Genomic DNA, 21,983 nt, shown 5'->3' on the forward strand with positions numbered 1-21,983 from the left:
AGCGCGATCTCGAGGTGGGCGCTGGGCCCGTGGGCCCTCAACGCAGCGGCGCGTCTCCTCAACGCAGCACTTGCGTCCCCTCAGCGCGTGGCGCCCGTGACGATCCAGCGACCCGAGCGGGAGCGCTGCCACAAGGTCAGCATGCGCACCGCCATCATCAGAGTCATCGCTCCCCAGAGCGCCGTCAGGCCACTGCCGAGAGCCGGGACGAGCAGTGCGGCGGGCGTGAAGACAGCGAGCGTCACGAGCATCGCCCGTGCCAGATAAGGGCCGTCGCCGGCGCCCATCAGGACCCCATCGAGTACGAAGACGATGCCGCAGATCGGCTGGGAGAGGGCCACCACGAGAAGGGCGGGCAGCGCCGTGTCCTTGACCACCGAGTCACTGGTGAACAGGGGGAGGAAGAGCGGGCGGGTAATGATCACCAGCAGACCGAGCGCTACGCCGACCGCGATGCCCCACTCCACCATGCGGCGGCAGGCGTCGCGGGCCCCCTGGGCGTCGTTCGCGCCGAGGTAGCGCCCGATGATCGCCTGACCGGCGATGGCGATCGAATCCAGGGCGAAGGCAAGCAGGTTCCACAGGCTCAGGATGATCTGGTGTGCCGCGATGTCCGCGTCCCCGAGCCGGGCAGCTACGGCGGTGGCGATCATGAGAATGCCCCGTAGCGAGAGGGTACGGACCAGCAGGGGTGCCCCAGCCTGGGCACAGGCGCGTATCCCGGAGGCGTCCGGCCGTAGCGAGGCGCCGTGCTTCCGGGCCCCGCGTACGACGACCGCCAGATACACCGCGGCCATGCCGCACTGGGCGATGACGGTGCCCCAGGCGGAGCCGGCGATGCCGAAACCGGCGCCGTAGACGAGGATCGCGTTGAGGGCGGCGTTGGCGATGAAGCCCGCGATGGCGACGTACAGCGGTGTCTTCGTGTCCTGCAGCCCCCGCAGGACACCGGTGGCGGCGAGCACGACGAGCATCGCGGGGATGCCGAGCGCCGAGATCCGCAGATACGTGGTGGCGTAGGGCGCGGCGGTGTCCGAGGCGCCGAAGAGTTCCACCAGGGCGGGCGCCGCGGGGACGACGACGGCGATGACGGCGGCGCCGAGCAGGAGCGCGAGCCAGATGCCGTCCATGCCCTGGCGTATGGCGGCCTGTGCATCGCCCGCGCCCACGCGACGGGCGACGGCTGCCGTGGTGGCGTACGCGAGGAAGACGAAGATGCTGACGGCCGTGGTGAGGAGGGCCGAGGCGACACCGAGACCGGCGAGTTGCGCGGTGCCGAGATGGCCGATGATGGCGCTGTCGGCCATGACGAAGAGCGGCTCGGCGACCAGTGCGCCGAAGGCCGGGACGGCGAGGGCGACGATCTCTCGATCGTGCCGGCGCCGGGCGGCCTGGGACGCCGCGGGAGCCTGTGTCATGGCCATCAATGTAATCTTCCACAGGTAAGAGATGCAAATGTCTTGAGCCCCTTACTTCGCCTCCCGTGGGGCGTGCCGCCGCAGCTTGGTCGCGGCAATCTTGGTCCACCCGGAGGACTTTTTCTTCTGCACAGCCGGTGGACGGTAAAAATGCAGGTCAGTGGCGGTGTGGAAAAGGAGTCGCGTGCTTGTTCACAAGCCTGTCCACCGGGTCGTGCACAGGTTTTGCAGAGTTCTCCACAGCATCGGGGCCGTCGTCCACATGGCCTGTGGATAACCAGATTGGCTGACGGTGCCCGCGGGCCTACCGTAGTCCGGCGCCCGCTCTCTCCTCCGTCTTTGGAAACCAGGCAAAACCGACGCGCCAGAACCGGAGTTGGGCCTCTTATTTGTCAGTGCCGTGCCGTAGGAATGAGGGGCACGGCGAAGTCCGCGCGGCGGACGGGAGGAGGTGGCCCGGTGAGTATTTCCGAGCCTTTGGACGACCCGTGGGCCGACAGCGGTCCCAGTGATCGCCTGCCTGCCTCCCGCCAGCGCCGCGATGGTGGCCGGGGCCGTGAGGAGCAGCACGAGCGCGGCCGGGACAACAGCGAATGGGACGGCGGAAGTTCGGCCTTCGAGCGCGTGCCACCGCAGGACCTGGACGCCGAGCAGTCCGTTCTCGGCGGCATGCTGCTGTCCAAGGACGCCATCGCGGATGTCGTCGAGGTACTCAAGGGCCACGACTTCTACCGGCCCGCGCACGAGACCATCTTCAGTGCGATTCTCGATCTCTATGCCAAGGGCGAGCCGGCCGACCCGATCACGGTCGCCGCCGAGCTCACCAAGCGTGGTGAGATCACCAAGGTGGGTGGGGCCCCGTATCTGCACGGCCTGGTGCAGACGGTCCCGACGGCGGCGAACGCCGAGTACTACGCGGAGATCGTCCATGAGCGCGCCGTGCTGCGCCGCCTGGTCGAGGCCGGTACGCGCATCACGCAGATGGGATACGCGGCCGACGGCGATGTGGACGAGATCGTCAACAGCGCCCAGGCCGAGATCTACGCGGTCACCGAGCAGCGCACCACCGAGGACTATCTCCCGCTGGGCGACATCATGGAGGGCGCGCTCGACGAGATCGAGGCGATCGGTTCGCGGTCGGGGGAGATGACTGGTGTGCCGACGGGATTCACCGATCTCGACCAGCTCACCAATGGTCTGCATCCGGGACAGATGATCATTATCGCGGCCCGCCCCGCGATGGGTAAGTCGACGCTGGCACTGGACTTCGCGCGAGCCTGTTCGATCAAGCACAACATGCCGAGTGTGATCTTCTCGCTCGAGATGGGGCGCAACGAGATCGCGATGCGTCTGCTGTCGGCGGAGGCGCGTGTGGCACTGCATCACATGCGTTCGGGCACGATGACCGACGAGGACTGGACCCGGCTGGCCCGCCGGATGCCCGATGTGTCGGCCGCACCGCTCTACATCGACGACTCCCCGAACCTGTCGATGATGGAGATCCGCGCCAAGTGCCGGCGTCTCAAGCAGCGCAGTGACCTGAAGCTGGTGGTGATCGACTATCTGCAGCTCATGCAGTCGGGCGGTTCCAAGCGGGCCGAAAGCCGGCAGCAGGAGGTCTCGGACATGTCGCGAAACCTGAAGCTCCTGGCCAAGGAGCTGGAGCTTCCGGTGATCGCGCTGTCGCAGCTGAACCGTGGACCCGAGCAGCGTACGGACAAGAAGCCCATGGTGTCCGACCTGCGTGAATCCGGTTCCATCGAACAGGACGCGGACATGGTCATCTTGCTGCACCGCGAGGATGCGTACGAGAAGGAGTCGCCGAGAGCCGGCGAAGCGGACATCATCGTGGGCAAGCACCGTAACGGCCCTACGGCGACCATCACGGTTGCCTTCCAGGGGCACTATTCACGCTTCGTGGACATGGCGCAGACCTGATTTCTGTCTTGTAGGGTCTCGCGGCTGATGTCGTAATCTCACGGGCGTACCGATGTCGTATACGACATCACCGTGAGACTAGCGCGTGGGTGCTGCTGCTCAGCGCCTCGTCTCGTACTTGGTCAGGATCACGCCGCCGGGAAACGTCCGCGTCTCCACCAGGTTCAGGTTCACCCAGTTGTCCAGCGCGGTGAAGAACGGCGTGCCGCCGCCCACCAGGACCGGCGCGGTGGCCAGCACGTACTCGTCAATCAGCCCGGCCCGCATGGCCGCCCCGGCGAGCGTCGCGCCGCCGATGTCCATCGGGCCGCCGTCCTCGGCCTTGAGCCGGGTGATCTCGGCGACCGCGTCGCCGGTGACCAGGCGGGTGTTCCAGTCGACCTTGTCGATCGTCGAGGAGAACACCACCTTCGACATGTCCCGCCAGCGGCGCGCGAACTCGATCACCGCCGGGGTGGCGTTGGGCTGCTGGTCGCCGGTCGGCCAGTAGGAGCTCATCGTCTGCCACAGCTTGCGCCCGTACAGCGACAGGTCGGTTGCCTGCAACTGGTCGGACCAAAACTGGAACAGCTCGTCGCTCGGCACGCTCCAGCCGATGTCGTCGCCGGGCGCGGAGATGTAGCCGTCCAGGGTCAGGTTCATGCCGTAGATCAGTTTCCGCATGGCGCCAGCCTTCCGTGAGTCGGTCTCACGCGTACAGACCGGCGCGGCGCGGGAAACTCATTGGTGCGCGATCTGAGCTCACATGTAGTCCTCGTGCTCGGTGGCTCAGCCGCAGACTCATCGTTCCGCCGAGGAAATGGCATCGATCTGAGACTGATCTTGGGTGACATCGCGGTGAGACAACAGAGAACCAGCAGGTCACAGAAGATCGACATGTCATCGGCGGCGAGACCCCACAGTCTTGTGGGACCTCAGGATCCTCTGCACAGTCTCAGCGAGAACTGCATTCCAACAGCACTTATGCAGCGAACATGAGATTTGCTGCTCAGGTCTTCACTCACACGCGTGGCGCCGTCCCAACAGGCACTGCGCCCGAGGCGGCGGCGAGCATGAGTGACACACCGGCCGCACTGCTTGGAAAAACCATTTCGCGCCGCCAGTTGTCCAGTCCGGCGGCGCCCGCAACATTGAGGGTCTCGCCCGCCCACCGTGAACCCGGCGCCAACTACCGGTGAACTCCATACAACCAGCTCCGCCCTTCGACGGTCACACCAGATAACCCGCACCCCGTCGACCGAGTGGGAGCCTCCGTGCCACACAGCTGCCGCATCCTGACGTACGCCATCGCAGCCGCCGCTGCGGCCACCGCCGGGTTCGTGTTCCCGTCCGGCGCCACCGCTGCCGCACCCCGTACCGCCACGAGCGACTTCAACGGCGATGGCTACGCGGACCTCGCCGTCGGCGTCCCGGACGGGACCGTCGGCGGCCAGGCCAAGGCCGGGTACGTGAACGTCGTCTGGGGCGGCCCTAAGGGCGTCGGCGCCTACGGAAGCATCCGTGTCACCCAGGCCACTCCCGAGGTTCCCGGCACCCCGGAGGCGGGCGACCGCTTCGGCGCATCCGTGGCCCTGGTAGACCTCAACGGCGACGGCATCGCGGAACTGCTCGTCGGTGTCCCCGGCGAGGATGTCATCGACCGCGGTATGGACGCGGGCATGGTCATCGGGGTAGGCGGCTCGAAGGACGGGCCGGGACCGGGGTCGACGGTCCTCACCGGGCCGTCGCCGTCGGCTGCGTACGGCAAATCGGTCGCGGCAGCCGACCTGACCGGCGACGGCAACAAGGAGATCGTGATCGGCGGCACGGACAAGGTCGTCGCTCGTGTCGCTCAGGGCGAAGACAGCATGGTCACCACGGTTGTCGCCGCCCCCATGGGCGGCCGCGCCCCCGTCCTGGTCACCGGCGACTTCGACAGCGACGGCACGGCGGACCTGGCCGTGGCGTACTGGACCGCGGGCGACCCCAACACGCAGTCCCATGTGCGCCTGTGGAAGTGGGACGCCGACCGGTCCGCGATGGCCAACTTCTGGAACACGGACAACGCCGGCGTGACCGCCCTGGCCGCCGGCGACTTCGACGGCGACGGCCACGACGACCTGGCGCTCGGCGAATGCCGTGAGATCGCCGACGAGAACATCGACGACCCGTGCGGCCCCGAAAGACTCGCCAAGGGGGGCGGCATCCACATTCACTACGGAAGCCCCGCGGGCGGCCCGTTCGGCAGCCGCGCCCAGACCTTCAACCAGGACACGGCGGGCGTCCCGGGCGTGGCCGAGGACGGCGACCGCTTCGGCGCCGCCCTCGCCGTCGCCGACGTCAACCGCGACGGTCGCGACGACCTGATCGCGGGCGCTCCCGGTGAGGCCATCGGAAGCAAAGCGGGGGCGGGCGCCGCCTGGCTGCTCTACGGCGGCGCTCAGGGCCTGCTCGACGCCAACGGCGCTGCCACGTCCGTCTCCTGGAACCAGGACACGCCCGGCGTCCCGGGCGTCGCCGAGGCGGGCGACACCTTCGGCGCGGCGGTCGCCTCGGGTGACGGCAACGCCAACGGTGTACCGGATGTCACGGTCGGATCCCCTGGCGAGAACGCCTCCCTGGGCGCAGTATGGCTCCTCTCCAGCGCCTCGGCCGGGGGCTCTGCGGCCTTCTCGCCCCGCACGCTCGGCCTCCCGTACCTATCCACGGCTCAGAAGTACGGCAAGCCGCTGAGCAGCCGCTGAGTGCGCCTTACGGAGGTTGCACCCGCCTCGCAGCGTCGGCCCGCCCGCCGGGCGACGAGCCGATACCTACCTGCCCGGAGCACTCGATGTACGCCTCGACAGCTCGCAACGCAGAGGCGGTGGCAGACCAGACTCCGCGGCGCCCGTGAGTTCCTTCGTTGAGGCCGCGGTGGCCAACTATCCCTGAGCAAAACGGCCAATCACGGCTGAGCACAGGCCGCCCGCCAGCGGGCGCAATGGCTGCTTGGTCAGCTTCATGGCTCTGCCGCGCGCAGCTCGTTCCAGCAGGGGCTGTCCGAGGTCTCCCTCAAGCTGGTGGCTTGGACAACAGCTTTGGCAAACGAGTGGTCAGCGCGATCAACAAGATCCCTGCCGCGGAAATGACACGGCCATGAGGCAGAGGTCTTTGGCCGCGATGTGCGACAAAACGAGAAGTTTCAGGTCACAGCACGACACGTATGTCACGGACAGTGAGAACCTACAGACCTTGCAGGGTCTCAGATTCCGTCAGGTTGGAAGAATGCGAGCATCTTCCGGCTGGCGTCCGGCGACGTCAGCAATTCGTGCATGTCCGCGGACATCCGGGCGGCAGCGCTGGTGCGTTCGAACATCTCGCGTTCGTATTCTTTGACGGCGGCGGGAAAGTCGTCCGGGTGCGCGGCCAGCGCGAGACCGAGCAGGGCGCCGTCGAGCAGCGCCATGTTGGCGCCCTCTCCCACCGGCGGCATCAGGTGCGCGGCGTCGCCGAGCAGCGTGACGCCTGGCGTCGACGACCAGGTCAGGCCGACCGGGAGAGTGGTGATCGACCGCGGCACGACCGTGTCGTCGCACGCCGCGATCAGCGCGGTGAACCGTGAGTCCCAGCCGGGAAGCAGGTCGATCAGCCGCGCCCGGGCGGCGGCCGGGTCGTCGAACGGGATCCCGCTGGTAGCGAACCAGTCCTCGGCGGTGTTGTAGAAGCTGAGGCCGATGCGAACGCGGCCGTCGCCGTTGCGCTGCGCCACCAGGGATAGTCCGTGGCCGATCACCCAGTAGTTGCCGCGTCCGACCATCGCCGCGAGGTCGGGGTGCGTGCGGTCGATGTCGGGAATGCCGACCTCGATGATGTTCTGGCCGATATGCGCCGGGTGGGCGTCGGTGAGCAGCGCTCGGACCCGGGACTGCGCGCCGTCCGCGCCGACCAGCAGGTCATACGTCGCACTGCTGCCGTCGCCGAAGTGCAGCAGGCCGTTGTCGGCAGATTCGAACGCGTGCCCCCAGCGCACCACGTCTTCGGGGAGGGAATCCAGCAGCAGGTTGCGCAGATCGGCACGGTCGACCTCGGGTCGATCAAGCGGGGCGTCGTCGGGCGTGTCCTCCTGGAGCAGGAGGGTGCCATCCGGCTCGAGAAGACGCATGTCCTGGCCTTCACCACGGGCAATCGCGTAGAACTGGTCGATCAGACCGGCCTCGCGCAGCGCCCGCTGGCCGGAGTGGATGTCGAGCATGCCGCCCTGACCGCGCGCACCGCGTGACGATTCACGTTCATACACGACGGAATCTATGCCGTTCACGTGCAGCACACGGGCGAGAGCCAGGCCGCCGAGGCCGGCTCCGACGATGGCAATGGTCATGGTTGCTTCCCCTTCGATACGCCGTACTGGTCGATACAGTGTATCTTCCCATGCGATGTATCGTTAGCGGCATGTTGGTGTGGGAGAGGCCGGAGCCACCGAATCGACCCGTGCCGGCCCCGTTGAGCCGGGAGCGGATCGTGCGAGCGGCGATCCAGCTGGCCGACGCGGACGGCCTGGACGCGGTGTCGCTGCGCAAGGTCGCCACCGTGCTGGACGTCCGTCCGATGCGCCTGTACGGCTACATCGCCAGCAAGGAGGAGTTGCTCGACCTCATGGTCGACGCCGTCCACGCCGAGATCCGGCCGGTCGGAGACGACTGGCGGGAGGTGCTCCGGTCTCTTGCCGAAGCCACTCGGCACGCCGCTCACGAGCACGAATGGCTCGCCGATCTACTGGGTGGCCGACCCCAGCTCGGGCCGCACGCGCTGGCCAGTGGGGAGACCGTGGTGGCCGCACTGGGCGGCGTCGACGTGGACGCCATCATGCCGGTGGTCGCCGCAGTCAACGCGTACGCGATCGGCGCGGTGCGTCGGGAGGTCGCCGAGCGGCGTGCCGAGCGGGCCACCGGGATGGACGAGAAGCGTTGGCAGGCCTCACTCGGGCCCTATCTGGAGCGGACCTTCGCCACCGGCCGATTCCCCGCGCTGGCCACGGTGGTGCGCGATGCCGCTCACCTGGACGCCGACCACACCTTCCGGATCGGCCTCGACTTCCTGCTCGACGGCATTGAAGCCCGCATCTCAAGGTGACGCGCGGCCGAAGGACCGGACCGGTACCGCCCAAGCAGTCACGAGATCCGCGGTGAGCCTGTACGCGGTGTCGGTGGCCCAGCCGCGCGGGAGGCCCGTCAGCCACTCCACGAACGCCGGTGACAGGCGTGGCTCAGCCCGGGCGGAGGTTCGTGACTGGCAGGCCGTGCTCGGCGCGCAGGTGCGCGGCCACGAGCGAGCGGTGGCATGCCTCCGGATCGCGCTCGACGCAGAGAAGGGCGATTGCCGAGTCGCTCGGAAGCTCGGCCACGAGCGCGCCGAGGTCGAACGGGGCGAGGATCTCACGGGTGTAGCGCTCGGCGTACTCGGGCGCCAGCGCGATGCGGTTGCGCTTGCCCACGCCCTGGCGGTCGTCCTCGCGGTACTGGAGCCGGCGCAGCTCGGTCGTCGGCGCCAGCTCCTTCACGTGCCGGTAGCCGATGTCCGCCGCGGCGAGCGCGCGCTGGAGCCGCGCCGAGTTCGCCCAGGAGTAGTCGGGGCCCCGAACGCCGCGGCGCTGGCGGAGGTCGAGCAGCAGCCCCACGCCGCCGTCGGCGAGCTTCGCAAGGAAGGCTCCGGCCGTGAAGCGGTAGACGCCGATCGTCGCGATGCGCCTCATCGCAGCATCCGGCCGGCTCGGTGGCGTAGTGGGACGTCAAGTCCATGTCTGAGGCACTCGCCGAAAGCGGTGCGGCGCGCGCGCCGCTCGTCCGCACGCCGCTGAGCGGCGGTGGGCTCGGTCACGCCGGCCCACCGCCGCCCCGCTACGGCGCGAGTGCCGGCTGGTCCGCGGCCCATAGCCACGACCCGTCCGGCTGGCGACGGGCGACCTCGACGGTCACGTCGCCGTTGGTCTGTGTGGCCGCGGTCAGTGCCAAGTCGCCGGTCACCAGCGCTGGGTGCTGCCTACCCGGTGAGAGCACCGGCGCGGCCGCGACGAACTGCTCGTACACTTTGCGGATTTCCGCGTGTCCGGTCGCGAGGTTGCCCGGTGGGAACGCCAGCACGGCGTTCGGCTCGTACAACGCCACCAGCCCGTCGACGTCGCCCGCGTTGGCGCGCTCGATGAAGTACCTGCCCAGGTCGTTCGGCTCAGTGGCCACCTTCTTGTTTGTCATGCTCATAAGCCTCCCCATGAATACGCGACACCCTGTGTCGTGTATTCCTGTAGGTTTTTCGCATGCGCGCCGACCGGTTGGTCTCGCTGGTGCTGCTGCTTCGGCAGCACGGTCGGCTGTCCGCGACCGCGCTCGCCCGCGAGCTGGAGGTATCAACCCGCACCGTGCTGCGCGACATCGAGGCGCTGTCCGCAGCCGGCGTCCCGGTCTACGCCGAACGCGGTCGGCACGGCGGATTCGCATTGCTGCCCGGTTTCCAGACCGAGCTCACCGGACTGAATCACGACGAGGCACTTGCCCTGCTGGTCGCCGGATCGCGGCGCGGCGCGCAGGCATTCGGCCTCGGCGCGGCGCTCGCTTCGGCCATGCGCAAGGTGGTTGACGCGCTGCCCGAAAGCTATCGGGCCACCGCGGCCGGCGCGGCTCAGCGATTGCTCATCGACCCGGAGACCGACCTCCTCTCGCGTCGGCTGGTTGCTGAGGAGGTGCCTGACACCATCGTGGCCGAGGTCCGGCGCGCGGTGTTCGCCGGACACAAGTTGCGCATTCACTACGCAGCCGTGGACCAGACCCCGAAGTGGCGCACGGTGGACCCGATCGGCCTGGTCACCGTACGCGGCCAGGGCTACTTGCTGGCCACGAGGTCTGGCGCGGACCGCACCTACCGGCTGTCCCGGGTCTTGGCCGCCGAGGAACTCGCCGAACCGGCACAGCGACCAGACCGGGTCGATCTGGACCGGGCCTGGCAGGAACGCAGCACGCAGTTTCGGACCGGCGGCGACCAAGTCACCGTGCTGGTGCGGGTGAACCCGGCGCGGCGGCAGGACCTGGTGGGCACCGCGCTGGCCGTCCGCGCCGAAGAAGCCGACGCAGACGGCTGGCTGCGGCTGGAGGTGACCTTCCAAGATTCGAGACACGCCGAATGGGCGCTGTGGCAGCTCGCCACGAGCGCGGAAGCCCTGGCCCCGCAGTGGTTGCGCAACTCCCTGCGCAACCGCGCCGCCGCGATCGCCACGTGCTACGGAGTGTCGTCGTGAGAGCAGTCGCCTTCTGCGGTCCGCCGCCGAAGCCGACAAGCGCCGGCCGGGCTCGCCGGACATCTGCTTGAGACGGCTGGAGGACGCATGCTTGAGGCGCCCAGTCACGGCCGTCAATTTGGTCAACTCTTCTGCGGACCTACGTGTCCGGCTCGCTGGTGATCCGTTGCAGAGGACAAATGAGCTCGACTGGGAGCGTCGGAACAGCTGGACTGGGCTCATGACGTCTCTTCAGGAAGAGCTGCTACCCGGCACACGCCGAGCGCTGTTGCGCCGTATCGCCATCGCTCAGGCCGAGGGGCGGGCGCCGTCGCTGGTGGCGGCGGTCGTCCGGGGCGGGCAGGCGGTGTGGCACGGCGCGCGCACGTCGGTCGACGGGCATGGACCGGACGAGAACGTGCAGTACCGGATCGGGTCGATCACCAAGACGTTCACCGCCGTGCTGGTCCTGCGGTTGCGGGACGAGGGGGTGCTGGACCTGGGTGATCCGCTGGAGAAGCATCTGCCGGGCACCGGGGCGGGGGAGGCGACGATCGCGGAACTGCTCGCGCACACGGGCGGCTTGGCTGCGGAGGCGCCCGCGCCCTGGTGGGAGCGCACTTCGGGCTCGCTTCGCCCCGAGCTTGCCGATGTGCTGGGAGAGCAGCCGCACCGGCACCCGGTGGGGCGGCGGCACCATTACTCGAACCCCGGATATACGTTGCTGGGTGCGCTGGTCGAGGAGCTGAGGGGCGCGCCGTGGGAGGAGGTCCTGCGGGGCGAGGTGCTCGAGCCACTGGGGCTGCGGCGTACGAGCGGACGCCCGCAGGCGCCTCACGCGGGCGGCTGGGCTGTGCACCCCTGGGCGGATGTGATGTTGCCGGAGCCGACCGAGGATCTGGGGCGGATGGCGCCTGCCGGTCAGCTCTGGTCGACGACAGGTGACTTGGCGCGCTTCGCCGCCTTCCTGGCCAAGGGGGACGATCGGGTGCTGAGCGCGGAGTCCGTGCTGGAGATGCGGACGCCCGCCGCGCCACCCGAAGTCGACGAAGTGGCGGCCGGTACGGCCTATGGCCTTGGCATGCAGGTTCAGCACCGGGACGGCCGCATTCTGGTGGGCCACTCAGGGTCTCTGCCGGGCTTTCTCGCCGGTCTCGTGATCAGTGTCGAGGACGATCTGGCCGCCGTCGCGCTCGCCAATTGCACCTCAGGCCCGCTGGTGATGACGGTCGCCGCAGATCTCGTACGGATCGTCGCCGAGGCTGAGCCGCGGCTGCCCGAGCCGTGGCGGCCGTTGCCCGAAGTCGACCAGTCCCTGCTGCAGTTGGCGGGACCGTGGTACTGGGGGACTCAGGTATTCGCGTTGCGTCTCGCGGCCGACGGGGACGTCTCACTCGAGCCGCTGTCGGTCAATGGCCGGCGCTCACGCTTCCGGGCCAACGGTGACGGGTCGTGGACGGGGCTCGATGGCTACTACGCAGGCGAGCTTCTGCGGGCCGTACGGCGCCCCGACGGCACGGTGAGTCATCTGGACCTCGGGTCGTTCGTGTTTACGCGGCAGCCGTACGACGAGGGGGCGCCGGTGCCGGGTGGGGTGGACCCTGAGGGGTGGCGCGGGATCCGGTAGGCGCAGGCTCGGATGTGGGGCAGCTTGAACGAGGAGTAGCGCTCTGGACGACGCGTAGCGCCCTGTCTGACGAGAAGGGTCCTGTTTCACGTGAAACAGGACCCTTCCCGCGTGGGCGTGGGCGTGGAGCACACGCATCCGCCTCAGAGCGGAAGCTTGAATCCCACGTGCGAAGCCGTGAACCCGAGCCGTTCGTAGAACCGATGGGCGTCGGTGCGGGTGGCGTCGGAGGTCAGCTGGACCAACTGGCAGCCCTCGCGCCGGGATTGCTCGACCGCCCACTCGATGAACCGCGTGCCCAGTCCGCTGCCGCGCTCGTCGGCGTGGACGCGTACCCCCTCGATGATCGAGCGGGTCGCGCCCTTGCGGGAGAGGCCGGGAATGATCGTGAGCTGGAGAGTGCCGACGACGCGGCCTTCGCGCACGGCGACGACCAGATGCTGGTTCGTATCACGGCTCACACGATCCAGCGCGGTGAAGTACGGGGCCAGGTCGTCCGGTGACTCGCGTTGGGCGCCCAACGGGTCGTCGGCGAGCATCGCGACGATGGCGGGGACGTCGTCCGGGACCGCCGGTCGTATTTCGAGATCTCCCATGGGCGGCAGCCTATGCGGGTACGCCCTGGGCGGGTGCGTTCACCGACTCCACCACCCGGACCAACGGGGCCAGTTCGGCGTTCTCGGCCGCTTCGTCGAGTGCTTGACGCAGGGCGGTGTCGTTGGTGGGGCGGGCTTCTTCGAGGAGCTTGAGGCCTGCCTCGGTGACGTTCGTGTAGATGCCACGGCGGTCGGTCGGGCACAGGTAGCGCGTGAGCAGGCCGCGGTCCTCGAGTCGGGTGACGAGGCGCGTGGTGGCGCTCTGGCTGAGGACGACCGCGTCGGCGACCTGCTTCATCTGCAGATGGCCGCCGTCGCCGTCGTGCTGACGGCTGAGGACGTCGAGGAGGGAGTACTCGCGCACGCTCAGGCCGTGCCTGGCCTGCAGGGCGCGTTCGATGTGCGCCTCGATCCTCCCGTGGAGCAGGGAGAGGGCGCACCAGCCCTGGGCAAGGGCGGTGAGCGCGGGGTCCGTCGCTGTCATGGCGTTGTCCTCCGTCCCGGAGCAGCTGAAACCAGGGTAGAGCACGCATGAAATAGCCCGCGCTTGCAATTATCAGGCGTCTGCAATTATTGTGAGCGCAGGCTAAGTGCTCTTGCAATCATCTTGGAAGGTGTTGGCAACCCATGCCTCTCGCGCTCCTGGCCCTCGCGATCGGGGCCTTCGGAATCGGAACCACCGAGTTCGTGATCATGGGCCTACTGCCCGAGGTCGCGGGGGACTTCGGTGTCTCCATCCCCACCGCCGGGTTCCTCGTGACCGGCTACGCGCTCGGCGTCATGTTCGGCGCCCCGATCATGACCGCCCTCGGCACCAGGGTTGCCCGCAAGCGGATGCTGATGCTGCTGATGGGGCTGTTCATCGTCGGCAACCTGCTCTCCGCCGTCGCTCCCGCCTTCGCCGTCATGCTGATCGGCCGCGTGGTCGCCTCACTCGCCCACGGTGCCTTCTTCGGCATCGGCTCGGTCGTCGCGGCTGACCTCGTGGCACCCGACAAGAGGGCCGGTGCCATCGCGATGATGTTCACCGGACTGACCGTCGCCAATGTCGTCGGCGTACCTCTTGGCACCCTTCTTGGGCAGTCCGCCGGATGGCGTGTCACTTTCACCGTCGTCGCCGCCCTGGGCGTCATCGGCCTGGCTGGTGTCGCCAAGTTCGTACCCGATATTCCCAAGGTGGAAGGCGTGCGGCTGCGCCACGAGCTCGCCGCGTTCAGGAACGTCCAGGTGCTGCTCGCCATGGCGATGACTGTCCTCGGTTTCGGCGGCGTCTTCGCGGCCATCACCTACATCGCGCCGATGATGACCCGTGTCACCGGCTTCGCGGACGGCTCCGTCACCTGGCTGCTCGTCCTCTTCGGCCTCGGCATGGTCGGTGGCAACCTGGTCGGCGGCAGGTTCGCCGACCGCGCCCTGATGCCCATGCTCTACGTCTCCCTGGGCGCTCTCGCCCTCGTCCTCGCACTGTTCACGCTCACCGCGCACAACAAGATCGCGGCTGGTGTGACCATCACGCTGATCGGTGCCCTCGGGTTCGCCGCGGTGCCGCCACTGCAGAAGCGGGTCCTCGACCAGGCACACAGCGCCCCGACGCTGGCTTCGGCCGTGAACATCGGCGCCTTCAACCTCGGCAACGCCCTCTCGGCCTGGCTGGGCGGCATCGTCATCGCAGCCGGCCTCGGTTACACCGCCCCCAACTGGGTCGGCGCCGCCCTGGCTGCCGCTGCCCTGGTGCTGGCCCTCCTGTCGGCCGCGCTGGAGCGCCGCGCCGATGGCCCGAGCATGGTCGTGGCGGGGTCGGAACCCGCCGAACGGAAGACGGGCGTCCCCCACTGACCAACAGCCCGGGAGCCTCTCCGGGGAGCGGCTCAGCCCGCTGCCACCGTCAACGGAGCGAACCGGCGGGTCCAGTCGCCCGGGAGTTCCGCGAGGCCGTACGTCATGACCGCATTGAAGGCGATGGGGGCGAGCCCGCGCTCCTTCACCCAGGCCAGCAGTTCCTCGTGCCGTACGTCGATGTCGGTGCGCAGGACGCGGCCGGTGTGGGCGGCGAGCGAGGCGATGAGAGCCTTCGCGGTCTCCGTGTCCCGGGCGATCAGAGGTCCCACGACATGGTTGTCCATGTTGGGCCAGGCGGCCGCGTACCCGATGATCCGGCCGTCCTCCTCGGCGACGCGTAACTGGTCGGCGAAGGCGGGCAGCCGCGTGATCATGTGCGTGCGGTCGGTGCCGAAGACTTCCTCGTCGAGCCGGAGGATCGCGGGGAGGTCCTCGGCCGTGGCCGCACGCGTGGTGGCGTCGGGCTCCGCCCCGGCGGGCGTGAAGTGCCCGCGGACCATCTCCGCCCGGCCGGTGGTCTTGAAGCCCAACTCCTCATAGAGCGGGCGGCCGTACGGCGTCGCGTGCAGGGTGAGGGGTGTGGTGCCCAGCTCCGCGACGACATGCCGCATCAGTCGGCGGCCGACACCGCGGCGGGCGTGCCGCTCGGCGACCAGCACCATGCCGATCGCACCCAGAGCGGGGTGTTCCCGCGGTCCGTACGAGGTCACGACGCAGGCGCTGACGAGACCGCCGTCCGGATCGTCGATGCCGTAGCCCGTGCCGGCCGTGAGCAACAGACCCCACTTGTGTTCCTCACGGGGCCAGCCCCGGTTCTCGGACAGGTCGGCGCAGGCGGAGAGGTCGAGAGGCGTCAGACGACGGATGGGCAGGGCGGCAGGAGAAGGAGTCGACACGCGGTTCAGGCTGTCTGACGGGCGCGCTCGACGTCCACCGGTTTCCGGGCAGACGCGCGCAGTTTTCGACCACGCCGAGTCAGCCCCCAGGGCTTGAGGATCGAGATCGCCGTCATGAAGACATAGGCGGCCAGCGAGACGATCGGCCCGAACAGAACGTCGCCGGCGTCGGGCAGTGGTCCGCCCGCGGAAACGGCGACGACCGCGGAGTTCACCCCCGGGCGCAGTGCGAAGGCCGTGGCGGTGGTTGTGGCCAGGGTCAGCCAGAACTTTGTGTAGACCCATCGGTGCCTGGCCAGTCCCCAAGGGGTGCCCAGGGACAGCACCATGCCGCTGAGGAGCGTGAGGAAGGCCAGAGGGAGCAGGAGCCAGTCGGCGAACAACTTCATGACGCGGACGGAGGCCTCCAGGGTCACCGCGGAGCCGGTGGTGGTCGCGGTGATCCCGAGTGAGAGCAGCCCGAGCGTGAGCCCGAGCCAGCTTGCGGAGGCGGCTACATGGACAACGAGGGAGGCCCGGCGTGCGGGGCGGCTTAGTTTCACGTGAAACACCGTGCCGGGTAAGGGCGGCGAAGACGTCTGACAGTGGGAGTAACCCCGCGTACTAGCCTCGGCGTACATGGCGAGACTTCATCTCTTCGATCTGGATGGGACGTTGCTGCATGGCAGCTCGGCACCTGTCGAGATATCCCGTCAGCTCGGGCTGGAAGCCGAGACAGTGGCGCTCGACCAGGCGGTCGGTGCGGGGCGCATCAGCCCACCGGAGTACGCGGAGCATGTATATGCCCTCTGGGCTGACCTCACCGAGGTGCATGTGGCGGCGGCCTTCGCGACGGCGCCCTGGCTGTCCAGCATTCAGGAGGTTTGGGCTGATATCAGGGGGAATGGCGATTTCTGTGCTGTCGTCTCGCTCTCGCCCTCGTTCTTCGTGGAGAGGCTGGCGGAGTGGGGTGCGCATGCCACGCACGGTTCACGTTTCCCCGCGCTGCCGTTTACCGAGCCAGTGGATCCGGCGGGCATCCTGAGTGCCGCGGCCAAGGTGCTGATCGCGGACCGGCTCTGCGCCGAGTTCGGCGTGGAGCGGGCGGACTGTATCGCATACGGCGACTCGATGTCGGACAAGGACCTGTTCGCGGTGGTTCCGGTATCCGTCGGGATCAATGCGGACCATCACCTCACAGATCTCGCCACCCACTCCTATGTCGGGCGGGATCTGTCGGATGCCTATCAACTGGTCCGGCGCGCCCGGTAATTGAACGAACTCAGGACCCTGCCTTCAATTCTTGGAGCGATGAAGGGGGGACTTGTGCGGCGGACGGTGGCCGGTATGGTCGACTCCGGTTCGTGTCCACAGCGATGTGCACAGATGTTGTGCGCACATCCAGTCGCGGGGACGAACGCAGGGCAATGCAGCCTAACGGGACGGAGAGATCGAAGACCCGCGTTCTCCGTTATGCGGCCGGGGCGTTGACGAGGAGTGGGATGCTGCGATGACGGTAGTGCGGCCAATGTCACATTCTCGCCTTACTTGTCCGTAGGCGGCGGGATTACGGGATTGAATAGGGCCGCATTGGCCGGTGGGACAGAACGGGGAAAAGCGAAACCGTCTGCGGGAGCAAGCAGGCATCTTCCGACCGAGGAAGTGCGCAGACCGACCGAAAGATGCTCGAGGCGAGGCACACCATGGACGCTCCGACGACCACGTCGGCCGACAACGGCACTTCGGGGGGCAATAGCGAGGGCGGCTGGTTCACGCCGCGCAAGAATCCTGAGCCGCCGGCCGGTGGCGAGCGGGAGACGACCGAGGGCCGCCGCCTGTCCGCGATGCGCACCGTCGGCCGGCCCGCGGCGGGTGACGACGAGGTGGCGGAGGAACGAATATCTTCGGCCGCCGAGGCCGTTCCAGCCGCGGCCCCGCCAGTCGATGACGACACGCCCCCCGCAGCCGCCGACGTCCACCGCGACCCCCAGCCCGCTCACGAACCCGTAGGACAGGACCCCGCCACGGCCTCGGTCGAGGCCGCATCCCCCGATGCCGTCCTCATCCGCCGCACCATGGACGAAGTGGGCCCCGTTGCCGACAAGGTCACCTCGTACTTCTACGCGCTGCTCTTCGTGCGCCACCCGGATCTGCGCCCGTTGTTCCCCGCCGCCATGGACGCCCAGCGGGACCGGCTCCTCAAGGCGCTGCTGACCGCGGCCGAGCACATCGACAACAGGAGAGTGCTGGTCGAGTATCTGGAGAACCTCGGCCGCGGGCACCGCAAGTACGGCACCCTGCCCGAGCACTACCCGGCGGTCGGTGAGTGTCTCATCGGTTCCCTGAGCCGGTACGCCTCCGCGGTCTGGGACGAGGACACCGAGGCAGCGTGGGTCCGGACGTACACGACGATCTCGCAGATCATGATCGATGCCGCGGCCGCCGACGAGTTGCGCGCCCCTGCCTGGTGGTACGCCGAGGTCGTTTCGCACGACCTGAGAACCCGGGACGTCGCGGTCATCACGCTCCGCCCCGATCAGCCGTATCCCTTCCTCGCCGGGCAGTACACGAGCCTGGAAACCCCTTGGTGGCCGCGGGTCTGGCGGCACTATTCCTTCGCCACGGCACCCCGCTCCGACGGGCTGCTGTCCTTCCATGTGAAGGCGATCCCGGCGGGCTGGGTCTCCAACGCCCTGGTGCATCGCGCCCGGCCCGGCGACATCGTCCGGCTCGGTCCGCCGGCCGGCTCGATGACCGTCGACCACACCACCGACAGCGGGCTGCTCTGCCTGGGCGGTGGCACCGGCATCGCGCCCATCAAGGCGCTCGTCGAAGACGTGGCCGAGCATGGTGCGCGGCGCCCGGTCGAGGTCTTCTACGGTGCCCGCACCGATCACGACCTCTACGACATCGACACGATGCTGCGGCTCCAGCAGATCCACCCCTGGCTCGCTGTACGCGCCATCGTCGACCAACAGGCGCATCTCCAGCTCCCCGACGCCGTACGCACGTATGGGCCGTGGGACGAGTACGACGCGTATCTGTCGGGACCGCCCGGCATGATCCGCAGCGGTGTGCACGCGCTGAGAGACATAGGCATCCCGTTGGAACGGATCCGCCACGACTCGGTGGAAGAACTCGTCGCGGCCGGGAGCTGAACCCGCCCTCAGATCCAGGGCCGAGGGCGTCAGCCCAGGTCAGGCGCGTGCATTGCCCGCACGCCCTCGATGTTCCCGTCTAGATAGTGCCGCAGCGACAGCGGGACGAGATGCACGGAGGCGATCCCCACGCGGGTGAACGGGATGCGCACGATCTCGTACTCGCCGCTTGGCTCGTCGACCTCGGGGCCATGGCGCTGCGAGGGGTCCATGGACTCCAGACGGCACACGAAGAAATGCTGCACCTTCACTCCGGTCGCGCCGCCGTCCTCTCCGATGTGCTCGACAGTGTCGACGAAGCAGGGCACGACGTCGGTGATCTTTGCGCCCAGCTCTTCATGCACTTCACGATGGAGGGCGTCGACGACGGTTGTGTCCCCCGGCTCGACCCCGCCGCCGGGCGTGAGCCAGTAAGGATCCACGCCGGGTTTGGTTCGCTTGATGAGGATCAGGTCATCGCCGTCCAGCAGGACGGCCCGGGCGGTGCGCTTGACCACGGGTCGGACGGTCATGGGAGAAATGTGGCCCGGCTGGTTCCACGTGAAACATCTAGCTCACGACCAGTCGGTGGCGGCATGCAGCAACCATTCGTGTGCCCGCGCGATATGCGGCATGGCGAGCGTGCCGGTGCGCGCCACCAGGAAGTACGTACGCAGCGGGGGCACGGCGGGTTCCAGCAGCTCCACCAGATCACCGCGCTTCACGGCTGAGGCGCACAGATAGCGGGGTAACACCGCGAGCCCGGCGCCAGTGATCGCGCAGGCGAGGACCGCGCGCAGGTCGGGGACGATGACGGTGCCCGATGCGGCCGGGCGGGAGTCGAAGACGGCGGCCCAGTAGCGGGCGACGAACGGCAGCGACTCATGCACTTCCACGACCGGAAAGTTCTCCAGCGCGGGAGCCCCCTTGCTGTGCAGCTTGTCGGAGCCGATGCGGGCCTCCCAGCGCGGGGAGGCGACCAGGACATGCTCTTCGTCACAGAGCGGGGTCGCGGTGAGCAGGGCGCCGCGCGGACGGGCCGTACTGATGGCCAGATCATGATGTCCCGCGGCGAGCCCTTCGAGTGTCTCCTCGGCATTGCCGAAGGAGGCGCGCAGCGCGAAGCCCTGGCCGTCCTCTCCGGCCAGCTCGGTCAGCGCGGGCAGGGCGCGTTCGGCGGTGAACTCCGGTGGCCCGGCGAGATGGAGGGTGCGCAGGAAGGAGGCCTCATCGATTCCGGTCTCGGCGATCTCCACGAGGGCGTCGAGATGTGGGGCGGCCTTGTGGGCGAGCTCGTCGCCGATCGTCGTGGGGGTCACCCCGCGGGCCTGGCGCAGGAAGAGGGGGCGCCCCAGCTGCCGTTCCAGGGTGCGGATCTGGGAGGTGACGGCCGGCTGCGAGAGGCCGAGCAGTGCGGCGGCTCGGGTGAAGGAACCGGCCCGGTGCACGGTCACGAAGGTCCGCAGCAGAGCCAGATCCATGGTGTGTTCCTCCCCTCCCCAGCCACGGCAGCGCTCAACTATAAATAAGTCGATAGGTCGCTGTCGCTACTGTGATTGGACACTGACACAGAGTCAACTAGCCTTGTTCGCGCGGTTCTTCGCGCGCAGAACCGGGGCGGTCCGAGCCACGAGGGGGGAGGCTCGGACCGCCCGCTGTACCTGGCCGGGTTACTGACCGGTCGCCCAGGAAGCCGTCACGTGGCCGACTCGTCGAGCGCACGGAGCACATCCGCCACCAGGTCCTCGGGATCCTCGGCGCCCACGGAGAAGCGGATGAAGCCCTCAGGGACCGCGTCCCCGCCCCACCGGCCGCGCCGCTCGGCCGTGGACCGCACTCCGCCGAAGCTCGTCGCGTCGTCCACCAGGCGCAGCGCGTCGAGAAAACGATCGGCACGCGCGCGCGTGGGCAGTGTGAACGACACCACGCATCCGTAGCGCCGCATCTGCTGTGAGGCGACCTTGTGCGAGGGGTCGCCGGGCAGTCCCGGATGCCGGACGCCAGTCACCTCGGGCCGGCCGCGCAGAGCCTCGGCGAGCGTCAGCGCCGTGGCGCTCTGCCGGTCGACGCGCAACTGGAGGGTGGCGATCGAGCGGTGCGCGAGCCAGGCCTCCATCGGCCCGGGGATCGCACCGGCGATCTTGCGCCAGCGCCGTACGGAAGCCATCGCCGATGCGTCGGCGCCGACGACGTACCCGAGAAGGACGTCCCCGTGCCCAGTGAGCTGCTTCGTGCCGCTGGCCACGGAGAAGTCGGCGCCGAGTTGCAGCGGGCGCTGCCCGAGCGGAGTCGCCAGGGTGTTGTCGACGGCGACCAGGCAGCCATGCGCGTGTGCCGCCTCGGTGAGCCGCCGGATGTCGCACACGTCGAGTGCAGGGTTCGACGGGGTCTCGATCCACAGCAGCTTCGCGCCGTCGAGCACCTCGAGCTGGGCGTCGCCGCCGGTCGGCGCGGTGCGCACCTCGATGCCGTACGCCTCGAGCTGCTCTCGGACGAGCGGCAGCACCTGGTAACCGTCGCTGGGCAGGACGACCACGTCGACCGCGCGCAGCTGCGAGAAGAGCACCGCCGATACGGCCGCCATGCCGGAGGCGAAGGCGAGCGTCTCGACACTGTCCTGGCCCGGCGCCTCCAGCTCGCCGATGGCGCGTTCCAGGCCGGTCCAGGTGGGATTCTCGTCGCGGCCGTAGGTGTACGGTCCCGTGGGGTCGCCCGGCAGGTGGTAGTGGGCGGCGAAGACCGGCCCCGGGAGGGGTGGCTCGTGCTTCACGGGGTCGGGCAGCCCGGCCCGCACCGCACGCGTGCCGTCACCCGCCCCCAGGACGGAATCAGTCATGCTGCTTGCCCTTCCACGTCCCCCTGAACGGCGGCCAGCAGCCCCGGACTCGCTGCCTGCACCATTTCAAGGCACTCCTCGAAGCCGTCCAGGTCCCCGTAATAGGGGTCGGGTACATCCAGATCGTGGCGCGCAGCGGGATCGTAAGTACGCAGGAGCCGGACCTTCTCCGCGTCCGCCGGGGTGGGGGCGAGGCGTCGCAGGGCCTTCAGGTGGCTGCTGTCGAGCGCTATGACCAGGTTGATCCCGGAAAACCATGAAACCTGGAACTGCCGGGCCGTATGGTCGCTTTCATAGCCGTTCGTCTCAAGGACGGAGACGGTACGCGGGTCGGCGCCGTCACCCTCGTGCCAGCCACCGGTACCGGCGCTGTCCACCATGACCAGGCCGTCGAGTCCCGCCTCCGCCACATGTGCGCGGAATACGGACTCGGCCATAGGGGAGCGGCATATGTTGCCGGTGCAGACGAAGCACACGCGATAGGGCATCAGTCAC

The 21,983-nt window shown here is 68.6% G+C and carries 21 protein-coding genes; 8 read left to right on the top strand and 13 right to left on the bottom strand.

Features of this window, described 5'->3' with window-relative positions; translation table 11 throughout:
* Window positions 1-80: 80 nt before the first annotated feature.
* A complete protein-coding gene (locus FE633_RS35865) occupies window positions 81-1,418 on the bottom strand; it encodes an MATE family efflux transporter (RefSeq protein ID WP_171060260.1) in 1,338 nt (445 codons plus the stop codon).
* A 459-nt stretch (window positions 1,419-1,877) separates the two neighbouring features.
* On the opposite strand from FE633_RS35865, the gene dnaB reads away from it, so the two are divergent.
* On the top strand, window positions 1,878-3,356 hold the full coding sequence (gene dnaB / locus FE633_RS35870; protein WP_138049353.1) for a replicative DNA helicase: 1,479 nt from the start codon (window positions 1,878-1,880) through the stop codon (window positions 3,354-3,356).
* A gap of 99 nt (window positions 3,357-3,455) precedes the next feature.
* On the opposite strand, the gene FE633_RS35875 is transcribed toward dnaB, so the two are convergent.
* A complete protein-coding gene (locus tag FE633_RS35875; RefSeq protein ID WP_138049354.1) occupies window positions 3,456-4,019 on the bottom strand; it encodes a dihydrofolate reductase family protein in 564 nt (187 codons plus the stop codon).
* Between the two features lie 590 nt (window positions 4,020-4,609).
* Here FE633_RS35875 and FE633_RS35880 point away from each other — a divergent pair.
* Complete coding sequence (locus FE633_RS35880) at window positions 4,610-6,079, top strand: FG-GAP-like repeat-containing protein (protein ID WP_246113984.1); 1,470 nt, start codon at window positions 4,610-4,612, stop codon at window positions 6,077-6,079.
* Window positions 6,080-6,576: 497 nt separating this feature from the next.
* Here FE633_RS35880 and FE633_RS35885 read toward each other — a convergent pair whose 3' ends face one another.
* Window positions 6,577-7,692: an FAD-dependent oxidoreductase gene (locus tag FE633_RS35885; protein ID WP_138049355.1), complete on the bottom strand. Its 1,116-nt coding sequence runs from the start codon at window positions 7,690-7,692 to the stop codon at window positions 6,577-6,579.
* A gap of 71 nt (window positions 7,693-7,763) precedes the next feature.
* On the opposite strand from FE633_RS35885, the gene FE633_RS35890 reads away from it, so the two are divergent.
* Window positions 7,764-8,444 (top strand): TetR/AcrR family transcriptional regulator, encoded by a 681-nt coding sequence (locus FE633_RS35890; protein WP_138049356.1) that lies wholly within the window; start codon window positions 7,764-7,766, stop codon window positions 8,442-8,444.
* A gap of 133 nt (window positions 8,445-8,577) precedes the next feature.
* Here the strand turns inward: FE633_RS35890 and FE633_RS35895 are convergent, their stop codons facing one another.
* Complete coding sequence (locus FE633_RS35895) at window positions 8,578-9,063, bottom strand: DUF488 domain-containing protein (protein ID WP_138049357.1); 486 nt, start codon at window positions 9,061-9,063, stop codon at window positions 8,578-8,580.
* A gap of 145 nt (window positions 9,064-9,208) precedes the next feature.
* Entirely contained in the window at window positions 9,209-9,562 is a 354-nt protein-coding gene (locus tag FE633_RS35900) for a YybH family protein (RefSeq protein WP_212747322.1), read from the bottom strand.
* A gap of 62 nt (window positions 9,563-9,624) precedes the next feature.
* Here FE633_RS35900 and FE633_RS35905 point away from each other — a divergent pair, with 62 nt between their 5' ends.
* Window positions 9,625-10,599 (top strand): helix-turn-helix transcriptional regulator, encoded by a 975-nt coding sequence (locus tag FE633_RS35905; RefSeq protein ID WP_138049358.1) that lies wholly within the window; start codon window positions 9,625-9,627, stop codon window positions 10,597-10,599.
* A gap of 220 nt (window positions 10,600-10,819) precedes the next feature.
* Complete coding sequence (locus FE633_RS35910; RefSeq protein ID WP_138049359.1) at window positions 10,820-12,205, top strand: serine hydrolase domain-containing protein; 1,386 nt, start codon at window positions 10,820-10,822, stop codon at window positions 12,203-12,205.
* 143 nt (window positions 12,206-12,348) lie between these two features.
* Here the strand turns inward: FE633_RS35910 and FE633_RS35915 are convergent, their stop codons facing one another.
* Together FE633_RS35915 and FE633_RS35920 are read right to left on the bottom strand one after the other, a co-directional pair.
* On the bottom strand, window positions 12,349-12,801 hold the full coding sequence (locus tag FE633_RS35915; protein ID WP_138049360.1) for a GNAT family N-acetyltransferase: 453 nt from the start codon (window positions 12,799-12,801) through the stop codon (window positions 12,349-12,351).
* Between the two features lie 10 nt (window positions 12,802-12,811).
* Complete coding sequence (locus tag FE633_RS35920) at window positions 12,812-13,285, bottom strand: MarR family winged helix-turn-helix transcriptional regulator (RefSeq protein ID WP_138049361.1); 474 nt, start codon at window positions 13,283-13,285, stop codon at window positions 12,812-12,814.
* 143 nt (window positions 13,286-13,428) lie between these two features.
* Here FE633_RS35920 and FE633_RS35925 point away from each other — a divergent pair, with 143 nt between their 5' ends.
* Window positions 13,429-14,637: an MFS transporter gene (locus tag FE633_RS35925; protein WP_138049362.1), complete on the top strand. Its 1,209-nt coding sequence runs from the start codon at window positions 13,429-13,431 to the stop codon at window positions 14,635-14,637.
* A 32-nt stretch (window positions 14,638-14,669) separates the two neighbouring features.
* On the opposite strand, the gene FE633_RS35930 is transcribed toward FE633_RS35925, so the two are convergent.
* Complete coding sequence (locus tag FE633_RS35930) at window positions 14,670-15,536, bottom strand: GNAT family N-acetyltransferase (RefSeq protein WP_138049363.1); 867 nt, start codon at window positions 15,534-15,536, stop codon at window positions 14,670-14,672.
* A gap of 5 nt (window positions 15,537-15,541) precedes the next feature.
* A complete protein-coding gene (locus FE633_RS35935) occupies window positions 15,542-16,078 on the bottom strand; it encodes a DUF2269 domain-containing protein (RefSeq protein WP_138049364.1) in 537 nt (178 codons plus the stop codon).
* A gap of 76 nt (window positions 16,079-16,154) precedes the next feature.
* Between FE633_RS35935 and FE633_RS35940 the strand changes: the two genes are divergently transcribed.
* Window positions 16,155-16,787, top strand: coding sequence for an HAD family hydrolase (locus FE633_RS35940; RefSeq protein WP_138049365.1), 633 nt, complete (start codon window positions 16,155-16,157; stop codon window positions 16,785-16,787).
* Between the two features lie 431 nt (window positions 16,788-17,218).
* Window positions 17,219-18,673: a globin domain-containing protein gene (locus FE633_RS35945; protein ID WP_246113985.1), complete on the top strand. Its 1,455-nt coding sequence runs from the start codon at window positions 17,219-17,221 to the stop codon at window positions 18,671-18,673.
* 29 nt (window positions 18,674-18,702) lie between these two features.
* Here the strand turns inward: FE633_RS35945 and FE633_RS35950 are convergent, their stop codons facing one another.
* From FE633_RS35950 to FE633_RS35965, 4 genes are all read right to left on the bottom strand, one after another.
* Window positions 18,703-19,185: an NUDIX domain-containing protein gene (locus tag FE633_RS35950; RefSeq protein WP_138049367.1), complete on the bottom strand. Its 483-nt coding sequence runs from the start codon at window positions 19,183-19,185 to the stop codon at window positions 18,703-18,705.
* A 42-nt stretch (window positions 19,186-19,227) separates the two neighbouring features.
* Window positions 19,228-20,133: a LysR family transcriptional regulator gene (locus tag FE633_RS35955; protein WP_138049368.1), complete on the bottom strand. Its 906-nt coding sequence runs from the start codon at window positions 20,131-20,133 to the stop codon at window positions 19,228-19,230.
* A 215-nt stretch (window positions 20,134-20,348) separates the two neighbouring features.
* On the bottom strand, window positions 20,349-21,488 hold the full coding sequence (locus FE633_RS35960) for a cystathionine gamma-lyase (RefSeq protein WP_138049369.1): 1,140 nt from the start codon (window positions 21,486-21,488) through the stop codon (window positions 20,349-20,351).
* A complete protein-coding gene (locus FE633_RS35965) occupies window positions 21,485-21,976 on the bottom strand; it encodes a low molecular weight protein-tyrosine-phosphatase (protein ID WP_138049370.1) in 492 nt (163 codons plus the stop codon). The genes FE633_RS35960 and FE633_RS35965 overlap by 4 nt, the downstream gene beginning before the upstream one ends.
* Window positions 21,977-21,983 lie beyond the last annotated feature (7 nt).

It is taken from the genome of Streptomyces montanus, from assembly GCF_005786655.1.
Lineage (GTDB): Bacteria > Actinomycetota > Actinomycetes > Streptomycetales > Streptomycetaceae > Streptomyces > Streptomyces sporangiiformans.